Here is an 18,050-nt window from a genome sequence, read left to right as displayed (position 1 = left end):
GCGGTGCATCGCAAGGCGGAGGATCGTCCTCGTAGTGGGCTACTCGGACGATTCGACAACGCAGCGAGGTGCCGTGCCAGGCGTCGCTGAGTGGGGGCACCCCCGGCCGAAGGTTGGGGGAGGGCATTTGACGACACGGCCTAGCGGCTCACCGTGCCCGCCGGTGCCGGGGCGTACCCGGCGGGGCGGGTGGTGAAGGTGCCGCGGCCCTGGGTCCGGCTGCGGAGCCGGGTCGCGTAGCCGAACAGTCCGGCCAGCGGCACCGTCGCCGTGACGACCGCCGTGCCGGAACGCGTCGTGGAGCCGGTGACGCGGCCGCGGCGGGCGGCGAGGTCGCCGAGGACGGTGCCCACGGCCTCGTCGGGGACGGTGACCGTGAGCTCGACGACCGGTTCGAGCAGGGCCATCACGCCGCCGCGCAGGGCCTCCCGGAGCCCGAGGCGGCCCGCGGTGCGGAAGGCCGTCTCGGAGGAGTCGCGGGAGTGCGTGGCGCCGTCGGTCAGGGTGACCCGTACGCCCGTGACGGGGTGGCCGCCGAGGGGGCCCTCGGCGAGGGCGTCCCGGCAGCCGGCCTCGACCGCGCGGACGAACTCCTTCGGCACCCGCCCGCCGACGACCGTCGAGGCGAACGCGAACGCGGACTCCCCGTACGGCTCGACGTCCAGGACGACGTGCGCGAACTGGCCCGCGCCGCCGTCCTGTTTGACGTGCCGGTAGACCAGCCCCGGCACGCCCCGGACGAGTGTCTCCCGGTAGGCGACCTGCGGCCGCCCGACGCGGACGTCCAGCCCCCGCTCGCGGCGGATCTTCTCCACCGCGACCTCCAGGTGCAGTTCGCCCATGCCGGACAGGACCGTCTGGCCGGTCTCGGGGTCCGTTCGCACGGCCAGCGACGGATCCTCCTCGGCCAGCCGGGCCAGCGCCACCGCCATGCGTTCGCCGTCGGTGTTGCGGGCGGCCTCGACCGCGACGAACACCACCGGCTCGGCCGCGGAGGGCGGTTCGAGGACCAGGGGTGCCCCCGGGGCGCACAGGGTCGCGCCCGCGGCGGCGGACTTCACCCCGGCCACCGCGACGATGTCCCCGGCGACCGCGGCGTCGACGTCGACGTGCCGGTCCGCCTGGACCCGCAGGATCCGCCCGATCCGCTCGGTGCGTCCGGCGCGCGTGTCCAGCACCGCGTCCCCCTTCCTGATCGTGCCCTCGTACACCCGCAGATGGGTCAGCCGCCCGGAGGCGGTCACGTTCACCTTGAACACCAGCGCGGCGAACGGCGCGGCCGGATCGGCCGCCTCCCGTACCGCCGGGACGTCCAGCGGGGACGGCAGGTAGTCCACCACGGCCTCCAGCAGCGGCTCGATCCCGCGGTTGCGGTACGCCGAGCCGCACAGCACCACGACGCCCTCGCCCGACAGCGTCAGGTCGCGCAGCGCGCAGCGCAGCGTCGCCTCCGACAGTGCGGACCGTTCGCAGAACTCCTCCAGCGCGGCCGGGTGCAGCTCCGCCACCGCCTCCTCCAGCGCGTGGCGGCGCCGCAGCGCCTCCTCGCGCAGGCCGTCGGGCACGGGGCCCTCGGCGTAAGTTTTCTGACCGTCCGGCCACACCAGGGCGCGCATGCGCAGCAGGTCCACGACGCCCGTGAAACCGTCCTCCCGGCCGATCGGCGCCTGGACGACGAGCGGCACCGTGTGCAGGCGCTCGCGCAGGGAGCGGACGGCGGCGTCGAGGTCGGCGCCGGCGCGGTCCAGCTTGTTGACGAACGCGATCCGCGGCACGCCGTGCCGGTCGGCCCGCCGCCACACCGACTCGCTCTGCGGCTCGACGCCGGCGACCGCGTCGAAGACGGCGACGGCGCCGTCGAGGACACGCAGGGAGCGTTCGACCTCGTCGGAGAAGTCGACGTGACCCGGGGTGTCGATGAGGTTGAGCCGGTGGCCGTCCCAGTCGCAGCTCACGGCCGCGGCGAAGATGGTGATGCCGCGGTCGCGTTCCTGCGGGTCGAAGTCGGTGACGGTGGTGCCGTCGTGGACCTCGCCGCGCTTGTGGGTGGCGCCGGTGAGGAAGAGGATCCGTTCGGTGACGGTGGTCTTGCCCGCGTCGACGTGGGCGAGGATGCCGAGGTTGCGGACGGCGGTCAGCGGATTGACGGTGCGCATGGCCCGGTGGCCTTTCGGGTGATCCGAGAGTGGGCGGCGCGATTCCCGGACGAGGCGGCCCGAGGGCGGGCCGTGGCGATGTCCCGGCGCACGGCGGTACGGACCTGGGGCACGGCGGGGGGTACCCGGCCGTCGTCCCCGGCTCCGCCGGTGCGGGAGGGGTCAGGCGGTCGTCGCGGGCTTCCGGTGCCGGCCGCGCAGCGGGCACCGGGCCGGCGAGGACACCAGGATCACCTCGTGCCGTGACGGGGGCACGACGGCTGCGGTACGCCAACGCACGGCCGGGCTCCCCTCGTTCGTCACGGACGCGCCGCGCTGTCGGGCGGCGCGCGATGGACGTGAGTGTAGGGGGCGGGGCGGGCACGGGGCACCGGGTTTTCCCGGGGCGGTCGCGGCGCGTGCCGACCAGGCGTGCTACCGGCCCGAACCGCGGGCGCCCGGCCGGTCGTACCCGTCGTAGCCGGGCAGGAGGCACCGCCGACGCAGCGGGTTCGCGGGCCGGTTCGCCGCCCGTCTCGATCCTGCTCGGGTGTCCCTTGCCGCAGTGGCTGCTCTGCTGCGCCTGGCGGGCGCCGACGGCGACAGGCCCCGCTCCAGGTGCGGTTCGCGCAGTCCCGGGCCGAAGGGAACGTGGTTCCCGGGATCGCGGGGGAAGGGGTGAGCGCACGGTCGGGACACGGCCACGGGCCGGCGGACCCCACCGCCCCCGTGAGCGGTGGGACCACGCCGGCCGTGGCGGACCGGGGTCGCTCAGATGGCGCCGCCCGGGGCACCGCAGCTCGGCACACCGGACAGCCAGGCGTCGCCGCGCATGTAGATGTTGCTGATCCAGCCCTGGTACTCCGGCAGGTACGACCAGGCGTTGTTGGTGTAGCCCTCGGCCGTCACCGACTCCGCGTACTTCTGGCAGGACACCGCGACGTCGGTCGGGCCGGCGAGCCGGACCACCACGGCGGACCCGGTGGCCGGGTAGGCGTGGACCGCCACGCCGGTGCCCCAGGTGCCGTACGGACTCGCGCCGGCCGGCGTGGAGGTGCCCTTGCCGTCGCAGGCGGGGACCCCGGCGAGCCAGGCGTCGCCGCGCATGTAGATGTTGGTGATCCAGCCGCCGTACTGCGGGAGATAGGACCAGGCGTCGTTGGTGTACCCCTCGGACGTCACGGTCTGCGCGTGCGTCTGGCAGCTGACGGTGACGTCGGTCGGGCCGGCCAGCCGGGCCACCGTGGTGCCGGTGGTGGTGGACGGCTCGGAGCGGACCGCCACGCCCGTGCCCCAAGTGCTGTGGGCGCCGCCCTGCGAGACACCGTCGCCGCCCCCCGAACCGGTCTGCGGGTCGTAGGCGGAGCCGGTGCACGTGGGCACCTCGGGCAGCCAGGCGGGCCCCCTCAGGTAGATGTTGCTGATCCAGCCGCCGCGGTTGGACAGGTACGTCCAGGCGTCGTTGGTGTAGCCCTCGGCGGTGACGTTCTCCCCGTGCTGCTGGCACGTCGCGTACACCAGGTCCGGCCCGGAGAGCCGGGTCACCAGCGCCGCCGACGTGTTGGGATGCTGCCGTACCGCCACGTCGGTGCCCCAGGTCACCTGGAGGGTGCCGTCGTACCCGGGCGGCTCGGTGAAGGGGCCGCCCTGCGGCATGCGCGCCACCCCGGCCAGGCGGTTGTTGTCGATGCGCGCGTTGATGTCGATCACCCGGACGGGGCGCTGCGACTGGTACGCCTCCACGACGTACCCGTCGCCGAGGTAGAGCATCACGTGGCTGATGCTGTCGACCGTGCCGCCGACCCCGGTGAAGACGATGTCGCCGGGTTGCAGGTCGGATACGGCCGGCTTGCCGCCTCCGCTGCCGTGGACCGCCTGGTAGGTGCGCCCGGCGCTCCGGTACATCGCCTCGGCGGTGCCGCCGCCGAGGATGTCCCACCCGACGGCCTTGTACCAGGCCCAGCGGACGAAGCCCGAGCAGTCGAAGCCGCGGGTGTTCGGGTCGTTCCAGGTCTCTTCCAGGTCGTGGATGTCGATGGTGCCGTAACTGGCGCCCGGCGCGGGGCCGTGCCCGCCGCCCCACGTGTACAGCGTGCGGTTGCGCCACTCCTGGCAGGCCGCGTCCGCGGCCCGGTGCGCCTCGTCGGAGGCGATGCCCTGCAGGCTGCACCAGTTCTGCTCCCCGGCCCCGGCCCCGGCAGCGCGCGCGGCGGCGGCCGGGACGAGCGCGAGGAGCAGGGCGGTCACCACGGCGGCGACCAGTCCGCCGCACCGGCGTCGTGCTCTCATGCGGTCTTCCCCCCAGGACGGGGCGGCGCCCGGCGCCGCCCTCGGTCACGTGTCGGCCCTCACGGTGGCCCCGAACGGACCGCCGGCGACAGGGGTTTCCCGTTTCCTCTTCGCCGGGCGGCCGGAAAACCCCAGGTGGGCGAGGCAGCCGCGCCGGACCTCGATGTGTGTGACGGCGTCTTCGAGCGCCGACCCGACGTACGGAACGCTCCCGGGGTTCACGGCGGTCGCCCGTGCGACGGGCGGTTGCTCTCCCCGGTGCGCGACACGACGGCAGGCGTGGCGGTCCGGGTCCGGCGGCGGGAGGAGGGCGATCTCGGCGCGTGCGTCCGGGTGCTCGCCGCGGTCCGCGACCGGGACGGCCACCCGGTCGACTGGCCCGCCGAACCGGCCGAGGGGCTCTGCGGGCGATGCCGCGCCCGGGCTGTGGAGAGCTTCGAGGGCGTGGACACCGGGCGGACCGCCGCGCCGCGGCCGGGCGCCTGACCGGCGCCTGCCGCGCGGTTCAGCGGCGCGCGCGAACCCCGTCGAGGGCGACGCCGAGGATGCGGTCGCGCTGGGCCTCGTCCGGGAAGTAGGTACCGGTGATGCCGGCGACCATGCGGAGCAGGTCGTCGAAGGAGATGTCGCCGCGGACCTCGCCGGCCTGCTGGGCGCGGTCGAAGAGCGGGCCGCCGGCCTGGAACATGGACTCGCGGCAGGCCAGGAAGACGTCGGACTCCTGGTTGAGGGCCTCACGGATGGCCCGCTTGGTCACGGTGTAGGCGACGAAGCGGCCCAGCCAGGAGGTGAGCGCGTCCCACGGCTCGCGGTCGGCGACGTCCTGGGCGACCCGGCACAGGTCGTTGACCTCGTCCGCGTAGACGGACTCGAAGAGGTGCCGGCGGGTGGGGAAGTTCCGGTAGAGGGTGGCGATGCCCACGCCCGCGCGGCGGGCGACGTCCTCCAGTGAGGCCTCGGCGCCGTTCTCCGCGAAGGCCTCGCGGGCGGCCGCCAGCAGGGCGTCGTAGTTGCGCGCCGCGTCTTTTCGGTGCGGGCGCTGGGACGCGACGATCGCGCTGACGGGGAACGTGTCGGCCGTCACTGCTGCCTCCTGACCGGAACGTTTGAAGTGGAGGATGGCCTCCGCTACAGTGGAGGCACACCTCCACTTTACCAGTCGGGGTGTGCTTCCCTTCGCCGCGTGCCCGGCACGCGGCGGCCAGGCGCGCACATCCCGCGCTGACCCTGCCACGGGCCCTGCGCCGGCGCATCGCCCGCCCCCCGACATTCCCCGGCGACCGCCGCGCGCGGTCACCGCTTCCCAGGCTGCCCAACGCGGCCCGCACGACCACGGCCGGACGCTCCCGGCCACGCCCCCGTTCGGAATCGGAGAGGCATCCCATGCCACGCAAGTCCACGCGCCTCACCTTCGCGGTCCTCGCGACCGGTGCGGGCGTGTTCTCCATGCTCCAGTCGCTGATCGCGCCGGCCCTGCCGACCGTCCAGCACGCGATGCACACCTCGCAGTCCACCGTGACCTGGGTGATGACGGCCTACCTGCTGTCGGCCTCGGTCTTCACCCCCATTCTCGGCCGCGTCGGCGACCTGATCGGCAAGAAGCGCACCCTCGTCGCCGTCCTGGTGACCCTGACGCTGGGCTGCCTGCTCGCCGCGCTGGCGCCGTCCATCGGCGTCCTGATCATCGCCCGCGTCATCCAGGGCATCGGCGGCGCGCTCTTCCCGCTGTCCTTCGGCATCATCAGGGACGAGTTCAGCGCGAGCCGGGTGGGCCCGAGTATCAGCAACCTCTCCGCCGTGATCGCCGCGGGCGGCGGCGTCGGCATCGTGGCCGCCGGCCCGATCGTCTCCGCGCTCGACTACCGCTGGCTGTTCTGGCTGCCCGTCGCCGTGGTCGCGATCACCGCGCTGATCGCCTTCCGCTACGTGCCCGAGTCCCCGAGCCGGGCCGAGGGACGCGTCAACTGGCACGGCGCGATCCTCCTGTCGGGCTGGCTCGTGGCCCTGCTGCTGCCGCTCAGCCAGGCCACCCGGTGGGGCTGGACCTCCGGCCGCGCCCTCGGCCTGTTCGCCGCCGCGGTCGTCCTCTTCGCCCTCTGGCTGACGGCCGAGGCCCGTTCCCGCCACCCCCTGATCGACCTGCGCATCATGCGGCTGCGCGCCGTGTGGACGACCAACACCGCCGGCCTGCTCTTCGGCGCGGGCATGTACGCGATCTGGTCCTTCCTCCCCGGCTTCGCCCAGACCCCGAGGGCCGCGGGCTACGGCTTCGGCGCCAGCGTGACGGGGGCCGGCCTGCTGATGCTGCCGATGCTGATCGCGATGTTCCTCTCCGGTGTCCTCAGCGGCCGCCTGGAGCCCATGGTGGGCGCGAAGCGCCTGCTCACGACCGGTGCCGCGCTGGGGGCGGTGGCCTGCGGCTTCCTCGCGGCCTGGCACGACCGGCAGTGGCAGGTGGCCTTCGCGGCCGGCATCTTCGGCCTCGGCATCGGCCTCGCCTTCGCCTCCATGGCCAACCTGATCGTGCGCAGTGTCCCGCCGGAGCAGACCGGCGCCGCGAGCGGCATGAACGCCAACATCCGCACCATCGGCGGCTCCATCGGCGCGGCGGTCACCAGCGTCCTGGTCACCAGCCGGCTCCAGCCCTCCGGCCTCCCCTACGCCTCCGGCTACACCCACGCGTTCGGCCTGCTGGCCGTGCTGTGCCTGGCGGCGGCCCTGGCCGCCCTCCTCGTCCCGGTCCACCGGGCGGCCTCCGCCCGCCACGCCGCGGGCGGCGCCGCAGCGGCCCCGGCGGACGCCGAAGCGGTCGCGTCCGGCGCACGCGGCTGACCCCGGCGCGGGTGCGGCGAGCCCCGCAAGGGCCGCCGCACCCGCCCGCGTTTCCCACGCGGCCATGGCCACCGGCCGACCACGGCAGCGCCGTGCCGGCAGGAGCGGTGAGGTCGGGCGCACGCGGCTGACCCCCTGCTGGGCGGCGCCCCGCGCAGGGTGCCGCACCCGCCCGCGTCCGCCATCACTGCGGACGGCGCGGCCAACCCTGCGGCCACACCCGTGTCTTCGATTGCCGACGGCGTCGAGCCGACCGCGTAAGGACACCCCGACGGCGCCTGGACGCACCACGCGCGGGCGCGGCCGACCTCGCGAAGGTCCGGACGTGCCCGCGCGGCGCTTTCATTCCCCGGCCGGGAAAGGCGCTCCTGCCCCCGCAGGTGCCCTGCCCCGGCGTCGGACACCCGCTGTGGTCACCCGCCACCCAGCCCTCCGGCCGCAGCGCGGGCCCCGGCCGGAGGCCGCCCTCACTCCCCCGGCTCGGCCAGGTGCTCCTGCCGCCACTGCGGTTGGCGCTCGTAGATCTTCACCCACTGGGACCAGGCCGGGTCGGCCAGCATGATCTCCAGGGCGTCCTCGGGACCGCACCGGCCCAGCCCGAGCACATGCCGGGTGATGACGACGGCGACCGGGGGGCCCGCCTCGGCGGCCAGCCGCTGCTGCAGACCGGTCATGCCCTCGCGCTCGTGGACCTCGCGGTACTCCGCGAGCCAGGGCGCCATCCACCAGGCCCGCAGCGCGGCGCCTCGCGGGGCGTCCACGAAGGTCGGGGCGAGCGCGTCGGTCAGGCGGCGGCCGTACGCGGCCGCGTCGCCGCCGAGCCGGGGGTACTCGCCCACGAAGTGCCGCCACTCCACCGCGGGCACCAGTTCGCCGAGCGCGTCCGCGGTGACGGGGCGCAGCGCGTACGAGGCCTCCGCGTCGAGGAAGACGTCGCGCAGCACCTCGTAGCGCAGCCGGCACGACTCGGCGAGCAGCACCGCGTCATACAGGTCCTTGCCCTGCGGGTACCGGTCGCTGACCAGCCACATCAGCTTCCACGCCAGCGACAGTTCCGGGGAGACACCGAGCACCGCCGCCCCCGGGCCGCCCGCCGACAGGGCGGGGAGCCAGGCCGGCTCCGGCGGCGTGGGCAGCCGCTCGTTGAAGACGATGTCGAGCTGGACGATCCCGCCGGGCAGCCCGTCCGCCGTCCACGGCAGGACGAGCCGGCGTCCTGGCACCCGCTCGTACGTCCAGATGTCCTCGGCGACCGCGTCCTCCGCAAGGATCCGCACCGGCCCGGACGCGGAACCGTGCCCGGCCGCGCGGGCGATGCCGTCGAACATCGCCTCCGTCCGCGGCTCCTCGATCCGCCATTCCCGGGGCACGACGACGAAGTCCAGGTCGCCGGGCTCGCGGGCGGCGTCCCCGAACCACGCGCGCAGCAGCCTGCTGCCGCGCAGCACCAGGTGCTCCGCCCACGGCGAGTCCGCGACGGCCGCGAGCACGAGGTCCGTCGCCATGCGACGCGCCTGCAGCCACGCGGCCTCCACCTCGGGGTCGGGGAACCGCGGGTCGGCCGCCCGGTAGGCGTTGAAATGCTGCTTGAGCGCCGGGTCGAACACCGGCCGCTGCACGGCCCGCCGGTCCTGTACGGCCCGCAGCGTCAACGGCACACCTCGTCGCAGGCGTTGCCCGTCGTCCAGCGGCGCCTGCGGCACCTCGGTGGCTCTCCAGTCGAAGTCCCTCCACGACGGCTGCATGCCCCTCCCCCTCTTCCCCGGCGTCCGGCTGCCAGGCCCAGCCTCACGACCGCCGCGCCGCCGCGCAACTTCGTTCCGCGGCACCCCGCTCGTCCGTTGCGCGGCGCAATGATCGGTGACGGCACGGTGCGAGCCGAGTACCGTACGCGCAATGCGGATCCTGCATCTCTCCGACACCCATCTCGACCGCTTCGGATCACCGAAGGCGGGTGGTGTCAACGCGAGGGAGTCGCTGCGCGGGCTCCTCAACGACCTGGAACCGGTGGCGGACATCGACGCCATCGTCATCAGCGGCGACATCGCCGACGACGGATCGCTGGACGCGTACCTCTCCGTGCGCGACATCGTCCGGGACTTCGCCCTGCGCCGGCAGGCGCCGGTGTTCTACAGCACCGGCAACCACGACGAGCGGCGGGCCTTCGCGCGGGCGCTGGGCAGCGGGCACCTGCGCCCGGACGGCCGCAACCACGCGCAGGCCATGCTCACCTCGCCCGCCGGGGAGCGGGCGGCCGTGAGCATGGTCGACGGCTACCGCTTCATCACCCTCGACTCGCTGGTGCCCGGCATGGGGTACGGACTGCTCGGCGGGGCGCAGCTCGCCTGGCTGCGGGAGGTCCTGGCCACCCCGGCCCCGATGGGCAGTGTGCTGGTGCTGCACCATCCGCCGATCGCGCTCGACGTCGAGGTGCAGCACGCGCTGGGACTGCGCAACCCCGGCGACCTGGCCGACGCGATCCGCGGCACGGACGTGCGGCTGATCCTCTGCGGCCATTTCCACCTCCAGCTGTCCGGGCACCTGGAGTCGGTGCCGGTGTGCGTGACGTCGGGGGTCGTCGGCCGGGTCGACCTCACCGCGCCGCCCGGCACCGAGCGCGCCGTCCGGGGAGCCTCGGCCACGCTGGTGCAGATCGGGTCCCGCGGCGGACCGTTGTTCCACACGTTGCACGCGCGCGACCCGAGGGCGGGCGAGACGATCTACGAGCTCGACCGGGAGCAGCTCCGTACGATCATCGACCAGCTCGGCCCCAGCGCCCGGTCCGCGCCCGGCAGTTGACCCTCCGGGGAGACCGGCTCGACCTCACCGCACGTCGCCGCGTGACGATCCGCCGCGGCGAACGAAGAGAAGGCACCGTGTGACTCGGGCACCGGTCGAGGGCGTCGACATACCCGCCCCGGTGGCCGACCTCACATGCGGCGAGGCTCGCGGACCCGCGCCACCTGGCACTGTCTGGCCAGGACCGCCACCGCCGTGACCGATCGTTTCAGAATGAGATCGGCGTGTCGGCTGGCAGTCAGTGATCTTCGTCGGCAGGGTCTGCGGGGTGCCTGATGATCATCAGTAAAGCGATCAGAGTGACCAATTTGTCAGCTTCATTGGATTCAGCATCAGCCACACGTTCGTGACGCCTTCATCACTGACGTCAAAGGTAATCATTCCGTGTCGACGCCCCTCATTTCGAAGAATGTATCCGAGACCGTCGGCTGTGTCGCGTCGCTCAAGGCGGAGGGCGGGCTGCTTGCGCATCACTCCCATGAACCAACGGGCTACATGATCCGACCCACGGATGACCCGAGGTGCGGCATTGACGAAGCCGCCGCCGTCCACCCGTAGTTCGACGTCTGGAGCCAACACGCGGAGCAGGTCTTCGATGTCCCCTCTGGCAGCTGCACCGCGGAATGCCCGAACAGCCTCATCATGCTGGTGGGGAGAAACCTGTGCGCGCCTTCCTTGTCGAACGTGGCGGCGTGCGGACGTTGCCAATTGTCTTGTTGCCGCTGCCGAACGACCTACGACACCAGCAATCTCGTCAAACGGGACGCCAAACACATCATGCAGCACGAACGTCACTCGCTCTGCTGGGGTCATGGCCTCGAGGACCGTCAGCAATGCCATGCTGACGGCATCATCGAGGGTGACACGTTCGAGCGGATCAGCAGCGAGATGACTGGAGTTCAGTGGCGCCACGGCTGTGTCCGCAAAAAGGTCAGCTGGAACTGGCTCCGGTAGCCATTGCCCGACGTACGTCTCCCGTCGCGCCCGCGCGGAACCCAGCAGGTCAAGTGAGATACGGCTCGCAACTCGAATCAGCCATGCTGCAGGCGCGGCAATTTCGTCGCGTTCCTCGGGCTCAAGGCGGTACCACCTCACATATGTCTCCTGCACGACGTCCTCGGCATCGGCCAGGGTGCCCATCATGCGAAAGGCGAGCGACAGCAGACGATGCCGCTCCGCCATGATCGAATCGAGAGCACGTGATTCATCACGCTCGGCTTTTCCGAACTCCGCGGCCTCGAAAGGAAGATCTTCCGACATGCGGCACCCTTTCCCATTGGAGCGCAGCACGCCTAACCTATCGCTTGACGGTCAGACGTTCCCGCCTCTCTCCACTATCGCATTCAGACAGTGGGGATCCCTGCAATCGGGTACCGCACGGTGCCTGTCCGGTACGCGCCGCGCGGAACCATGGCCTCGAGGGGCTCCTGTCCGTCCACGGTCACAACCTCACGATCGTCTCCGCGATCGGCCAGAGTGGCACGGAAGAGGTCGTCGTGGTAAAAGCGGTCGGGTCCAGCGATCTCGACCACACTTCCCGGATCCAGCGTCGTGACTGCCTCGGCGAGCAGCTCGATGACTTCGTCCAGCTCGACGGGCTGGATGAATGACCTCGGAGCGAGAACCTTTCCGTCCACGGTGTGCTGGTCAATGAGGACAGGGATGTAGCTCTGGAACTGGGTGGCCCGAATGATGGTGGCGGGGATCGAGGCGGATCGCACAGCCTTCTCCTGCGCCACCTTACCGAGGTAGTACCCGATCTCAGATGCGTCTCCTTCCCCGACACCGACAATGGAGAGCACGATGTGATGCCGCACACCTGCCCGCTCGCCCTCCGCAGTCAGGTTGTTGATCGCTCCCTCGAAGAACGAGATCGCCCCCTCCGCATCAAAGCGGGGGGTGTTGAGGACGTTCACGATGGTGTCGACTCCGACGAGAGCCTCGGCGAGCCCCTTGCCCGAGATCACGTCGATCCCGTCCTCAAGCCCTCCCGAGACCACCTCTATGCCCTTGGCCTGCAGGTTGTCGGCAAGGCGGGACCCAACACGGCCGCGCCCACCAGCGATGAAAACCTTCACTTCCGCACTCCGTTCCGGGCATCAGTCGCTGCCCTCACCAACATGACGACGCAGGCCGGAGGAATGTGAGGCCGCGAAGCAGGCTTGCTGCTGCACCGTGTCCTGTGTGGTGAGGCAGATGAGTCGCTTGTAGCAGCGCAGGGCGGCGGCGAGTCCGAGAAAGGCTGGGTGGTTACGGGGACCGCGTTCGTAGCGGGGGCTGAGCCGGCGGTAGCCGGAGAGCGTTCGATGACCCAGCGGCATCGGCCGCTAACTGATCGTTTCAGAATGGTTTGAGCCGCGAGTCCTGCGCTCGACGATCTTGGTCGGCAGTGAGTCCGGGGTGCATGCTGATCTTGTTCCTGACGACCTGTGGGAGCGGGTTGCTCCGCTGTTGCCGCCTGCTCCCGGACGGCGCCACCGCTATCCCGGGCGGCTGCGCGTTCCGGACCGCGTGGCACTCCCCGGCGTCACGTACGTGCTGCGGACGGGTGTCGCCTGGCGCGGCGTCCCCGCGGATACCGTGAGCTGCACCGGGGTGACGGCCTGGCGTCGGCTGCGGGACCGGACCGAGGACGGTGTCCGGCCCCGCCTGCATGCCGTCTTGCTGGACGAGTTGCGCCGCGCCGGCCTGCTGGACCTCGACGATTGCGCGGTGGACGGCTCGCACATTCGGGCGCTTGCACCGTCCCGTCGCCCGTTGACCGAGGCCGCCCTGGCTCCAAGCACCATCTGATCGTCGACCGTCACGGAATCCCGCTCGCCGTCACACTCACCGGCGGCAACCGGCAAGACGTCACCCAGCTTCTGCCACTGCTGGACGCGGTCCCACCGATCCGGGGTTCTGCGGGGACGTCCCCGCCGCAAGCCCCGGCGTCTGTACGCCGACCGGGGCTGCCCACCGAGGGCACCGTCTGCCTGCTGGGCACACCCAGCGTCCGTCTCGTCGCCGTGCCGCAGGGTACGGGCGCGTTCGGCAGCCGGGTGACGCCGTAGGCACGGCCGGGTGAAACCCTCCCTGTTCCGTAAAGACATGCCCATGCGATGGTCGGCTTTTCCCGACGAACGGGAGGAGGGTGAACCGAGGCGGCCGGTGAGCCGTACAGGCTTGTCGGTGGCCCAAGCCTCTTCGTCCGGGGTCATCGTCCGTCACTGTGGCTCGTGTGGAAGGAACTTCGGGGTGTCGCTCTCCAGTGCTCATCAGCGGTCGGCAAAGGACCAGGCGGACTCGACGGAGCACACGCCCCCAGGTGACGCCCCGGAGGAGGCGGTCGCGGAGTCGGCCCCGGAGGACGGCACGGAGGCCGCCTCCCCCGAGACGGCCGCGGCCCCCGGCGACGGACCGGACGTGGAACAGGCCCAGGAGGAACCGGCGGAACCGGCGGAAGCGACCCCCGCCGAACCGCCCCCCACCGACCCCGACCCCGACCCCGGCCCCAGGGAACCGGCCCCCGCCGCGAAGAACGCGGTCGCCCGATGGCGGGAGCGGCACCCCGACATCACCCGCGCCCTGTCGTGGAGCCTCACGGTCCTCGCCGCCGTCCTGGTGCTCTTCGCCTTCCTGATGCCCGACCGGCTCTCCCAGCTGGCCGCGTCCCGTTTCGTCCGCGTCCCGGCGGAGCCGATCCTGCTGGCCGCCCTGCTGCTCGTGCTGCCGCCGCGGCCGCGGCGTGTGGTGGCGGTGCTCAGCGGGGTCCTGCTCGCCCTGCTGGTCCTCCTCAACTGCGTGGACATGGGCTTCTACCAGACGCTGCAGCGGCCGTTCCACCTGCTGTTCGACTGGTCCCTGTTCGCCGACGGGCTGTCGTTCCTGAAGGACTCGGCCGGGGGGACGACCGCGTACGGGGCCCTGGCCGGAGCCCTGCTCGCCGTCCTCGCGCTGCTGGTGCTGATGCCGCTGGCGATCGTGCGGCTCTCCAAGCTGATGGCGCGGCACCCCTCGGTGGCACGCCGCAGCACCCTGGTGGCCGGCGTGGTCTGGATGACGTGCGCGACGCTCGGCATCCAGGTCTCGGGGCTGAGCGTGGCCGCCAAGGTCGCCGGCCAGCGGGTCCGGGGCCAGGTGGCCACGGTGCAGCAGGGGCTCGCCGACCGGAAGGTGTTCGCCAAGGAGGTGGCCGACGACCGCTTCGCGAAGGTGCCGTCGGACCGGTTGCTGTCCGGGCTGCGCGGCAAGGACGTCATCTTCACGTTCATCGAGAGCTACGGCCGCGGCGCCGTCGAGGACCCGGCGATGGCGCCGGGCGTCGACGCGGTGCTCCGCGACGGCACCCGGCAGCTCGCCGACGCCGGGTTCTCCGCCCGCAGCGGCTGGCTGACCTCGCCCGTCACCGGCGGGGGCAGCTGGCTCGCCCACACCACCTTCCTGTCCGGGCTGTGGGTCCCGGACCAGCAGCGCTACCGCTACGTCAGCTCCAGCGACCGGATGACCCTGACCAGTGCCTTCAAGCGCACCGGCGACTTCCGGACGGTCGGCATGATGCCCGGCGTCACGCGGGCCTGGCCGGAGAGCAAGTTCTTCGGCCTGGACCACGTCCACGACTCACGCACCATGGGCTACCAGGGACCCAGGTTCGGCTGGTCGCGGATGCCCGACCAGTACACCCTGTCGGCTTTCGAGCGCCTGGAGCACGGGAAGGCGTCGAACCAGCCGATGATGTCGGAGATCATCCTGACGTCCAGCCACACCCCCTGGGCACCGGTCCCCCACACCATCGGCTGGGACGAGGTCGGCGACGGCTCGGTCTACGACGCCATCCAGAAGGAGGGCAAGAACCGCGAGGACGTATGGAAGGACGCCGCCCTGGTGCGCCAGGAGTACGGCAAGGCCATCCAGTACTCGCTGACCAACCTCATCGACTTCGTGACGAAGTACGGCGACGAGAACACCGTGCTGGTCTTCCTCGGCGACCACCAGCCGGTGTCGACGGTCGTCGGCGTCGACGCCAGCCGGGACGTGCCGATCGCGATCGTCGCCCACGACCCCAAGGTGCTGGACCAGGTCTCCGGCTGGGGCTGGAGCGACGGCCTGCAGCCCGAACACGGCGCGCCCGTCTGGCGGATGGACACCTTCCGCGACCGCTTCCTGACCGCATTCAGCTCCCCGCAGCCCTGAGCCCGTTCCCGTCGCCCCACGCGAGCCGGGGGCGACGGGAGCCAGGGGAGGGCGGCGGAAAACCGGCTGCCCCATGAGCACGGGCCTGATAACGTCACCGCGCAGTGACGACCGAGGAGGTGAGACCCATCAACGCTGTATCAGGACGGGTGCTCCCCTCACGCACGGCTGCGCGGATCCGCTGACGCAGGTGTCCCCGGGAGTGCCCGCAGGCATCCCGAAAGGCACCGAACCATGCGCTTCCTCTCGGAGACGACCGCCGACGGCGTCTCGGAACACCGCTTCGTCCTCGGCGACATCACCGGCGTGCTCTGGTCCCCCGCCGGCGCGGACGGCGACCGCCCGCTGATCCTGCTGGCCCACGGCGGCGGACAACACAAGAAGGCCCCGGGCGTCCTGGCCCGCGCCCACCACCATGTGACGACCGGAGGCTTCGCGGTCGCCGCCGTCGACGCGCCGGGCCACGGCGACCGCCCGCGGACCGCCGCCGACGAGGCCGCCGCGGTCCGCATCAGGGAGGCGGTCGCCTCGGGCGGGCCCGTCGCCCCGCTCGTCGCGGCCCACAACGCGGCACTCGCCACCCGCGCCGTCCCGGAGTGGCGCGCCACCCTGGACGCCCTGCAGGCCCACGGCCGCGTCGGCCGGGACGTCCCCGTCGGATTCTGGGGCCTGTCGCTGGGCACCGCCGTCGGCGTGCCGCTCGTGGCCGCCGAACCCCGGATCACCGCCGCCGTGTTCGGGCTGCTCGGCCACGAGTCCCTCGCAGACGCGGCGGCCCGGATCACCGTCCCGGTCCGCTTCCTCCTGCAGTGGGACGACGAGCTGGTGCCGCGGTCGTCGTCCCTCGCCCTCTTCGACGCCTTCGCCTCCCGCGACAAGACGCTCCACGCCAACCCGGGCCGGCACATGGAGCTGCCCACGTCCGAGGTGGAGAGCGAACACCGCTTCTTCGCCGGCCGTCTCGCCCGGGACTCCGGCGCGCGGCAGGCACCCCACTGACCCCGCACCCCGCTACCGCGCTTCCCTCAGCACCGCCGAAAGGACCTCCGCCATGCCCTTCTTCCCCTCGTACGACGGCACCGAGCTCGCCTACCACGACTTCGGCTCGGGCCGCCCGCTGCTGTGCCTGCCCGGTGGGCCGCAGGACTCCGTGTACCTCGGCGACCTCGGCGGCCTGTCCGCGCACCGGCGGCTGATCAGGCCGGACCTCCGGGGCACCGGTCTGTCCGGACTGCCGAAGGACCTCGCCTCCTGCCGCTGCGACCGGCTCGTCGACGACGTCGAGGCCCTGCGCGAGCACCTCGGCCTCGACCGGATGGACGTGCTCGGCCACAGCGCCGGGGCGAACATCGCCGCGCAGTACGCGGGCCGCCATCCGGACCGCGTCGGCGCCCTCGTCCTCGTCACGCCGAGCGTCCGGGCCGTCGGGATTCCCGTCCCGGGCGCCCTCCGGCGCGAGACGGCCCTGCTGCGCCGGGACGAACCGTGGTTCCCGGAGGCGTTCGCGGCCCTTGAGGCGATCGCGGCGGGCGAGGCCACCGCCGAGCGGTGGCAGGCCCTCGCGCCGTTCTCCTACGGCCGCTGGGACGATGCGGCGCGGGCCCACCAGGCCGCCGAACGGGAGCAGATGAAGGACGAGGTGGTGGCCGCGTTCGGCGCCGAGGGCGCCTTCGACCCGGAGGCCACCCGCGCCGCGCTCGCCCGGCTGACCGCGCCCGTCATGCTGCTGGCCGGGCAGGTCGACCTCGGGGCTCCCCCGGCCGCGGTCGCCGAGTTCGCCGGGCTGTTCCCGGACGCCGCGCTCGTCGTCCAGCCCGGCGCCGGGCACTTCCCCTGGCTCGACGACCCGGCCCGCTTCGTGACGGCCGTGGCGGGGTTCCTGGCAGGTGGGACCGCGGTCAGGGCCTCATAACGTACGGCGGTGGCGGGACGCCCGCACCGCACGGGCCAGGGCCGGCGGAACGAGGTCCTTCGCCAGGCGGCGGACGGCGCGGGCCTGTTCCCTGACCGGGGACGTGCGGCCGCGCAGTGACGCGTGGCGGGATACCGGCGGAGCCGGGGACTTCGCGTTCGTGCCCCTGATGCGGATCAGGGGCACGCCCGCCACCTGGTCCACGGCGTGCCACAGGTCCTGACGCGTCCTCAGCCACCTCTGCAGTTCCTCGCCCGTCGGGGCCGGGTCGCCCCAGGTGCCGTAGAGCTTGGTGCTCGTGACCGCGATGGGCCTGAGGCCGAGCGTCGCCACCGCCGCCCACACGGCGGCGGCGACGCCCGGGCAGTGCTCGCTGCGGAAGTCGTCGAAGGCCGCGATGCCCTGCGGGCCGAGCAGTTCGCGCGCCGCCGCGACGTCGCCGGAGACGTGCTCGTACAGATGCGACGCGTCGACGTGCACGAAGCGGCAGCTGCCGGCGCCGACGTGCGAGGCGATCACCGATGTGGGGGCCTGCACCATCGTGGGCAGCCGGTCGTGGAACGACAGGTAATTGGCCTCGAACGCGCGCCGGGTGAGCGTCGCGTACGCCGAATTCATCTCGGCGCTGTTGGGGTCGTCCACGGCCGGGGAATCCCACAGGTCGCACACCGTGAACCGCTCGCCCTGACGGAGGTAGCCGCCCATGAAGATGGCGCTCTTCCCCATGTAGGCACCGAGTTCCAGCAGGTCACCCTGGTGTTCGAGGTTGCTCTGCCGGCGCAGGAACCAGTCGAAGAGCAATTGGTCGACCGGCCAGAACCAGCCCTCGACGTCAGCGAATCGCTGCGGCCGGGGAATCGCGTCCGCGGTCTCTCCCGAATGTGGCATGAGCTTCTCCCTGGAGAAGGTGG

13 protein-coding genes and 2 pseudogenes are annotated in these 18,050 nt (G+C 72.5%); 7 read left to right on the top strand and 8 right to left on the bottom strand.

Features of this window, described 5'->3' with window-relative positions; all coding sequences use genetic code 11:
- Nucleotides 1-140 precede the first annotated feature (140 nt).
- Both fusA and B085_RS41700 read right to left on the bottom strand, forming a co-directional pair.
- On the bottom strand, nt 141-2,156 hold the full coding sequence (gene fusA, locus B085_RS0107915; protein ID WP_018558034.1) for an elongation factor G: 2,016 nt from the start codon (nt 2,154-2,156) through the stop codon (nt 141-143).
- A gap of 750 nt (nt 2,157-2,906) precedes the next feature.
- Nucleotides 2,907-4,424: an NlpC/P60 family protein gene (locus tag B085_RS41700; RefSeq protein ID WP_078619807.1), complete on the bottom strand. Its 1,518-nt coding sequence runs from the start codon at nt 4,422-4,424 to the stop codon at nt 2,907-2,909.
- Between the two features lie 258 nt (nt 4,425-4,682).
- Here B085_RS41700 and B085_RS0107905 point away from each other — a divergent pair, with 258 nt between their 5' ends.
- Entirely contained in the window at nt 4,683-4,910 is a 228-nt protein-coding gene (locus tag B085_RS0107905; protein ID WP_158689687.1) for a hypothetical protein, read from the top strand.
- A 19-nt stretch (nt 4,911-4,929) separates the two neighbouring features.
- Here B085_RS0107905 and B085_RS0107900 read toward each other — a convergent pair whose 3' ends face one another.
- Entirely contained in the window at nt 4,930-5,508 is a 579-nt protein-coding gene (locus B085_RS0107900) for a TetR/AcrR family transcriptional regulator (RefSeq protein ID WP_018558031.1), read from the bottom strand.
- 299 nt (nt 5,509-5,807) lie between these two features.
- Here B085_RS0107900 and B085_RS0107895 point away from each other — a divergent pair, with 299 nt between their 5' ends.
- Nucleotides 5,808-7,256, top strand: coding sequence for an MFS transporter (locus B085_RS0107895; protein ID WP_018558030.1), 1,449 nt, complete (start codon nt 5,808-5,810; stop codon nt 7,254-7,256).
- Between the two features lie 467 nt (nt 7,257-7,723).
- Here B085_RS0107895 and B085_RS41695 read toward each other — a convergent pair whose 3' ends face one another.
- Nucleotides 7,724-9,001, bottom strand: a complete 1,278-nt coding sequence (locus B085_RS41695) for a nucleotidyl transferase AbiEii/AbiGii toxin family protein (protein WP_018558029.1) — start codon at nt 8,999-9,001, stop codon at nt 7,724-7,726.
- Between the two features lie 151 nt (nt 9,002-9,152).
- On the opposite strand from B085_RS41695, the gene B085_RS0107885 reads away from it, so the two are divergent.
- Nucleotides 9,153-10,055, top strand: a complete 903-nt coding sequence (locus B085_RS0107885; RefSeq protein WP_018558028.1) for a metallophosphoesterase family protein — start codon at nt 9,153-9,155, stop codon at nt 10,053-10,055.
- Between the two features lie 294 nt (nt 10,056-10,349).
- On the opposite strand, the gene sigJ is transcribed toward B085_RS0107885, so the two are convergent.
- The 3 genes and pseudogenes from sigJ to B085_RS49950 form a co-directional block, all read right to left on the bottom strand.
- Nucleotides 10,350-11,315 carry an RNA polymerase sigma factor SigJ gene (sigJ, locus tag B085_RS46700; protein ID WP_078619806.1) on the bottom strand — a complete coding sequence of 322 codons (966 nt, stop codon included), beginning with the start codon at nt 11,313-11,315 and terminating at the stop codon, nt 10,350-10,352.
- Between the two features lie 83 nt (nt 11,316-11,398).
- A complete protein-coding gene (locus B085_RS0107875; protein WP_018558026.1) occupies nt 11,399-12,133 on the bottom strand; it encodes an SDR family oxidoreductase in 735 nt (244 codons plus the stop codon).
- Between the two features lie 105 nt (nt 12,134-12,238).
- Nucleotides 12,239-12,355, bottom strand: a pseudogene (locus B085_RS49950) (IS5/IS1182 family transposase); the annotation flags it as partial.
- A 100-nt stretch (nt 12,356-12,455) separates the two neighbouring features.
- Between B085_RS49950 and B085_RS46690 the strand changes: the two are divergent.
- The 4 genes and pseudogenes from B085_RS46690 to B085_RS0107855 form a co-directional block, all read left to right on the top strand.
- A pseudogene (locus B085_RS46690) lies at nt 12,456-13,007 on the top strand (IS5 family transposase); the annotation flags it as partial.
- Nucleotides 13,008-13,292: 285 nt separating this feature from the next.
- Nucleotides 13,293-15,227, top strand: a complete 1,935-nt coding sequence (locus B085_RS41690) for a hypothetical protein (RefSeq protein ID WP_018558024.1) — start codon at nt 13,293-13,295, stop codon at nt 15,225-15,227.
- 234 nt (nt 15,228-15,461) lie between these two features.
- A complete protein-coding gene (locus B085_RS0107860; protein ID WP_018558023.1) occupies nt 15,462-16,226 on the top strand; it encodes an alpha/beta hydrolase in 765 nt (254 codons plus the stop codon).
- A 52-nt stretch (nt 16,227-16,278) separates the two neighbouring features.
- Nucleotides 16,279-17,139 carry an alpha/beta fold hydrolase gene (locus B085_RS0107855; RefSeq protein WP_018558022.1) on the top strand — a complete coding sequence of 287 codons (861 nt, stop codon included), beginning with the start codon at nt 16,279-16,281 and terminating at the stop codon, nt 17,137-17,139.
- On the opposite strand, the gene B085_RS0107850 is transcribed toward B085_RS0107855, so the two are convergent.
- The gene (locus tag B085_RS0107850) at nt 17,134-18,027 is read right to left on the bottom strand and encodes a class I SAM-dependent methyltransferase (protein WP_018558021.1); all 894 of its coding nucleotides are present in this window, start codon (nt 18,025-18,027) and stop codon (nt 17,134-17,136) included. The two genes, B085_RS0107855 and B085_RS0107850, sit on opposite strands and share 6 nt — an antisense overlap.
- Between the last annotated feature and the right edge of the window lie 23 nt (nt 18,028-18,050).

It is taken from the genome of Streptomyces sp. BoleA5, from assembly GCF_000373665.1.
In the GTDB taxonomy this organism is placed as follows: domain Bacteria; phylum Actinomycetota; class Actinomycetes; order Streptomycetales; family Streptomycetaceae; genus Actinacidiphila.
Note: the sequence above shows the minus strand (reverse complement) of the source record. Positions and strands in the feature narration are given on the sequence as shown.